The organism is Moorena sp. SIO4G3, from assembly GCF_010692305.1.
Classification (GTDB): domain Bacteria; phylum Cyanobacteriota; class Cyanobacteriia; order Cyanobacteriales; family Coleofasciculaceae; genus Moorena; species Moorena producens_A.
This window is the reverse complement of sequence record NZ_JAAHIG010000536.1, coordinates 1-4,846: the sequence shown is the minus strand read 5'-3', so window position 1 is coordinate 4,846 and position 4,846 is coordinate 1. Positions and strand designations below refer to the sequence as shown.

The 4,846-nt window shown below is 47.0% G+C and carries 6 protein-coding genes; 3 read left to right on the top strand and 3 right to left on the bottom strand.

From position 1 onward, the window contains the following. Positions 1-93 precede the first annotated feature (93 nt). Positions 94-414: a hypothetical protein gene (locus F6J99_RS42150; protein WP_293122672.1), complete on the top strand. Its 321-nt coding sequence runs from the start codon at positions 94-96 to the stop codon at positions 412-414. A 1,019-nt stretch (positions 415-1,433) separates the two neighbouring features. On the opposite strand, the gene F6J99_RS42145 is transcribed toward F6J99_RS42150, so the two are convergent. From F6J99_RS42145 to F6J99_RS42135, 3 genes are all read right to left on the bottom strand, one after another. After that, positions 1,434-1,625, bottom strand: a complete 192-nt coding sequence (locus F6J99_RS42145; RefSeq protein WP_293122669.1) for a hypothetical protein — start codon at positions 1,623-1,625, stop codon at positions 1,434-1,436. Between the two features lie 62 nt (positions 1,626-1,687). Further along, positions 1,688-1,852, bottom strand: a complete 165-nt coding sequence (locus F6J99_RS42140; protein WP_293122666.1) for a hypothetical protein — start codon at positions 1,850-1,852, stop codon at positions 1,688-1,690. A gap of 401 nt (positions 1,853-2,253) precedes the next feature. After that, positions 2,254-2,496 carry a hypothetical protein gene (locus tag F6J99_RS42135; protein ID WP_293122663.1) on the bottom strand — a complete coding sequence of 81 codons (243 nt, stop codon included), beginning with the start codon at positions 2,494-2,496 and terminating at the stop codon, positions 2,254-2,256. 176 nt (positions 2,497-2,672) lie between these two features. Here F6J99_RS42135 and lpdA point away from each other — a divergent pair, with 176 nt between their 5' ends. Then, positions 2,673-4,103 (top strand): dihydrolipoyl dehydrogenase, encoded by a 1,431-nt coding sequence (gene lpdA / locus F6J99_RS42130; RefSeq protein ID WP_293122660.1) that lies wholly within the window; start codon positions 2,673-2,675, stop codon positions 4,101-4,103. Positions 4,104-4,207: 104 nt separating this feature from the next. Then, positions 4,208-4,846, top strand: a 639-nt coding sequence (locus F6J99_RS42125; protein ID WP_365975335.1) for an indole-3-glycerol phosphate synthase TrpC, incomplete at its 3' end; no start/stop codon positions are given.

Genomic DNA, 4,846 nt, shown 5'->3' with positions numbered 1-4,846 from the left:
ACACCCGTCCCCTTGCTACCCAAAGACCCGCAACCGTGCTTTGCGCCGCTCTTAAAGCTCGTCAGGATTTTTACGTTCGCGTAGCGTGACTGCATGTCAATCGCATCTGGTTCTCACGGATTCAGTCGTTACAGTGTCGAGCCTGATACGTCTTGGTTTCACACAGATGTGTCAGGCAGCCAGGCATCAGAGAAGTGTGGGAATGGTAAGATGGCAGAGGGTAAGCATTCAGGTGGTGGGGTTGACAAAAGGGGAAAGATGAGTATTATTTTAGAACCATTTGGGTGGGCTGAGTCTTTCAAGAGGCAAGTAACTGCGGCAATTGAGACCTGGAGTCCAAAAGCCGGTCATGCAGCGGGGCTGTTGTTAAAGTCCTTGAGGAACAAGTCCGATCAGAGGATAAAAATGTTATAATGATTACAGAAAAACCGATTTGAAGATAGAACAGATCAACTAATATTATTATGGTACAAATGCGGAGAATACTGGTCATTTTTTCAACCATAGTGTCAATCACGATGGTAAGTTTTGCCAAGCCAGCCAATGCATACGACCAATTAAGTAACTGCGGTAATGGTTACTATGTACGTACAATATGTATAGAACAGGTGCCACCCCGCTCTAAAATTAAATACGAGATTTCGGTCGAAGATGTTCGCGCACTAATCGTAACAACCCAGGATAAAAGTGATCCGATCGTACCAGAGCCATTGTACAAGGTCGAGGTTACATGCGGTAAATATAATCAAAAACAAATAATTGGACTGGACCGAAAGCTCCATGCAACAGGTGTTCCATGCTCAACTGACGACGACAGTAAGGCGTATATAGAAGGATTTACCAATCATGAATTAGAGATGTCCGTATCCATACTGCCTACTTGTGAAAAGTTTTGTGGTGAGAATTGATAAAGGAACAAACAAAAATTCGACAAACCAACCCGGCCCAAGACCCAAAGCACAAATGTATGCATGGGGATACCAAAGGGCAGCCAAACACACCGTATCCATAAAAAATCAAAGGTAAAAGAAAACGGGAGACTCGGACACCGAGTGCTGGTTGACTGACAAAAAGTGAAGTCAAAAGTGCTTAACTGCTTATCTGGAAAGGAGTTGCAAGACTTGACATTAGTGATCGGGAGCCAGCATTCGTTCGGACAGAAACCACTCATACCATAGTTTTGCTGTGAAAAAAACTCCCGAGTCTATAATGCCTTGAAGAGCTGGATGGGTCAACCCTGTGAGCTGGTTGACTGACAAAACTATTCAAGAGCGTACTGGTACGAAAGTATGTTAAACTCCAGTAGGTATTTCCGTTTCTGATGTTGTTTTCGTGAGGCCATTGCTGGGTCAGGTTCATTATTACTAATAAACCGAACCTGACCAATGATTCTCCAGCCATGTTCGCTCGGCGGATTTAACCCACTCCAAACCCTACCGAAAATAGCTGTTGCCTCGTGCGCCAGTGAGTATCTGCCCATCGACGAAAACCTGTTTCGACAACCTCAACCCCAAGCGGCTGTAACGGACGAGGGTAGCAACTGCTAGAAGGAACCATAACCTAGATAAGACAGGCACTGAGAGAATTTCCGACTTCTGCACATCCGCTCCCATTGGACTGGTCACCCTTGAAAATTTTCCTCGATATCAAAGCACAATCCATACTCTTGAAACGTTTGGAGAGTCGTCTATTCATCGCGCTTCATCGCCCAAAACTCACCATTAACATTGTTTCGACCGAAGATCAGATGAACCGGGCCATACCAATGCTCTTTGTGAATCCTGACATTATGAAAACACAGGGCAACACCTGGTTTGAAGCGATGCAGCGCCGTCTTGGGGGTTTCCCCCACTCGCGCTTTGCATGGCTGACAGTGGAAATGTTTGAGCTGACACCAACCAATACCTGCTCGCCTTATCTAGGTGTCCTTTTTCAGACTTTTCCGATAATGCCAACCCCATTGATTGGTCATCGCTTTCATCTTGCTCGGTGTGGATAAACCCTCGATCTGCTAGTAAGATAACCGATTACCCCTAAAGGTAAACGTGGGATGGCAAGTTGGGCGCATCTCAAGGGTAATCGTTGAATGCAACCGTGGCACTCGGATGTTCAATCACTCGCCACACTAAGGGCAAGGCACGTCCGGTGATAGACTACGACCAATCGCACCAGGCAGTAATTATCCCAAAACAGCGAAGTGTCCTTGCCTCAGATAAATACAATCGTCTTCCCAATCTGCTAAGGCTGTCTGGATCAACGGTTTATACAATCTTCGCGTAGCGTGGCCAATAGGCCATGGATGTTAATCCGGGCAAAATGGCAGCCAAGGCTGCATCCGACGCTGTTTGCTTTGGGCATATTGGCCGAACCATGGGACGAACGGGAATCCAACGGGTCTTGCTTGACCTGCCCTATCTCGATCAGGGCAGAAACCATCCATAAACAGGTCGTCAGGTGGCTCAGATGTGCCCACTCACAGGGCTGTTTGACTGACAAAGCTGTAAACATTCAGCTAATGGCTGATAGCTAATGGCTGATAGCTAATGACTCTCCTAGATACTTCATACTTCACCCTCCCAATCTTAATGGTTGAGCACTTGCAATCCTGGATTGGTCAAGTTGAAAATGATAAAGACAAACAAAGTATACCCAATCTAGACTAGGAGATAGATGTGAGTCAAGAGTTTGATTACGATTTAGTGATTATCGGTGCTGGTGTGGGGGGTCATGGTGCTGCCTTACACGCAGTTAGCTGTGGTCTGAAAACCGCTATTATTGAAGCCGGTGACATGGGCGGAACTTGTGTCAACCGGGGCTGCATCCCTTCTAAAGCGCTATTAGCCGCATCAGGTAGAGTGCGAGAGCTACAGGACGCTCATCACCTCAATGCCCTTGGGATTAAAGTAGCAGGGGTTGAGTTTGACCGAAATGCGATCGCAAATCATGCCAGCAATCTAGTCAGTAAAATTCGTGGTGACCTGACCAACAGCCTAAAACGCTTGGGTGTGGATATTATCAAAGGCTGGGGTAAAGTAGCTGCTTCTCAAAAAGTAACCGTTGTTACAGAAAATGGTGAAACAACTATCACTGGCAAAGATATTATGATATCCGCTGGTTCAATTCCCTTTGTACCCCCAGGAATTGAGATTGATGGCAAAACCGTATTTACCAGTGATGATGCCATAAAACTAGAATGGCTGCCAGATTGGGTAGCAATCGTGGGCAGTGGTTACATTGGTCTAGAGTTTGCTGATGTCTACACAGCACTAGGGTCTGAAATCACCATGATCGAAGCCCTAGACGACCTGATGCCAACCTTTGACCCTGATATTGCCAAACTAGCCACACGCATCCTGATCAAACCTCGGGACATTGAAACTCACACTGGGGTGCTAGCGATGAAAGTAACTCCCGGTTCCCCGGTAGTAATAGAACTAGCAGATACCAAAACCAAGGAAGTAGTCGATGTGCTCGAAGTCGATGCTTGTCTGGTCGCTACAGGTCGGATTCCCGCCACCAAAGACCTAGGACTAGATGCCGTAGGAGTGGAAACAGACCGGCGCGGTTTTATTCCCGTAGATGACACCATGGCAGTACTTTCAGCAGGGGAACCCGTGCCCCATCTTTGGGCAATTGGTGATGCCACTGGGAAAATGATGTTAGCCCATGCCGCATCCGCTCAAGGTATTGTCGCAGTAGAGAATATCTGTGGACGTCAGCGCACCGTAGACTACCGCAGCATACCCGCAGCCGCCTTTACCCATCCAGAAATCAGCTACGTCGGCCTAAGCGAACCACAAGCCAAAAAATTGGCCTCCGAAGAAGGCTTTGAAGTATCCATTGTAAAATCATACTTTAAGGGGAATTCTAAAGCGATCGCAGAAGGAGAAGCAGATGGGGTAGCGAAAGTGATCTACCGTAAAGATACCGGGGAAGTCCTAGGAGTCCACATCCTAGGTATCCACGCCTCCGACTTAATTCACGAAGCCTCAAATGCGATCGCAAACAGACAATCCGTTAACTCCCTCGCCTACTTAGTCCATGCTCACCCCACTCTCTCAGAAGTACTCGACGAAGCTTACAAACGAGCTGTAACTCATTAGTCAGAATCCTTTGTTAATTGCTAATTAACAAAGGATTTTAGTACTGACGCACTGAGAAACTGACGCACTGAGGGACTGACGCACTCACGCACTATATAAAACTACTGATGCAAATTCGCCGACGCCCACCCAATCCAGCAGTTAAAATCAAAAGCCTGCACTATCAAGTTGCACTACCAGACGATAAACCCCACCATATTCTCGAAGAAATTGTCTGGCACAAAGAGAAAGAAATTGACCAGATGCGGGAAAGTCTGCCCCTAGTGGAGTTGCGCAAGCGAGTACAAACAGCACCACCCCCCCGAGACTTTCTAGCAGCCCTAAAATCAGGAAAGACTAGCCCTGCCCTGATTGCAGAAATCAAAAAAGCATCTCCTAGCAAAGGGGTTATTCGAGAAGATTTTGACCCAGTAGCCATTGCTCAGTCATACAGCCAGGGTGGTGCTAGTGCGATCTCAGTGCTGACCGATCAAAAATTCTTTCAGGGTAGTTGGGAAAACCTGGCAAAAGTTCGTGCTGCTGTAGACGTGCCTTTGCTGTGTAAGGAGTTCATCATCTATCCCTACCAAATGTACATGGCTCGTAGTCACGGAGCAGATGCAGTTTTACTGATTGCAGCCATCCTTTCCGATCAAGACCTGCAATACTTTCTTTGGGTAAACCGGGTTTTGCTAACGCGATCGCGTTTTCCCCAATTAACTTGCGGCGTTCCCTGGCATACCCATGGTCTAATAGCGTTTCGA

Excerpts from the sequence above, each read along its gene's own strand:
- F6J99_RS42150 (WP_293122672.1), top strand. The coding sequence starts at position 94 with ATGTCAATCGCATCTGGTTCTCACGGATTCAGTCGTTACAGTGTCGAG.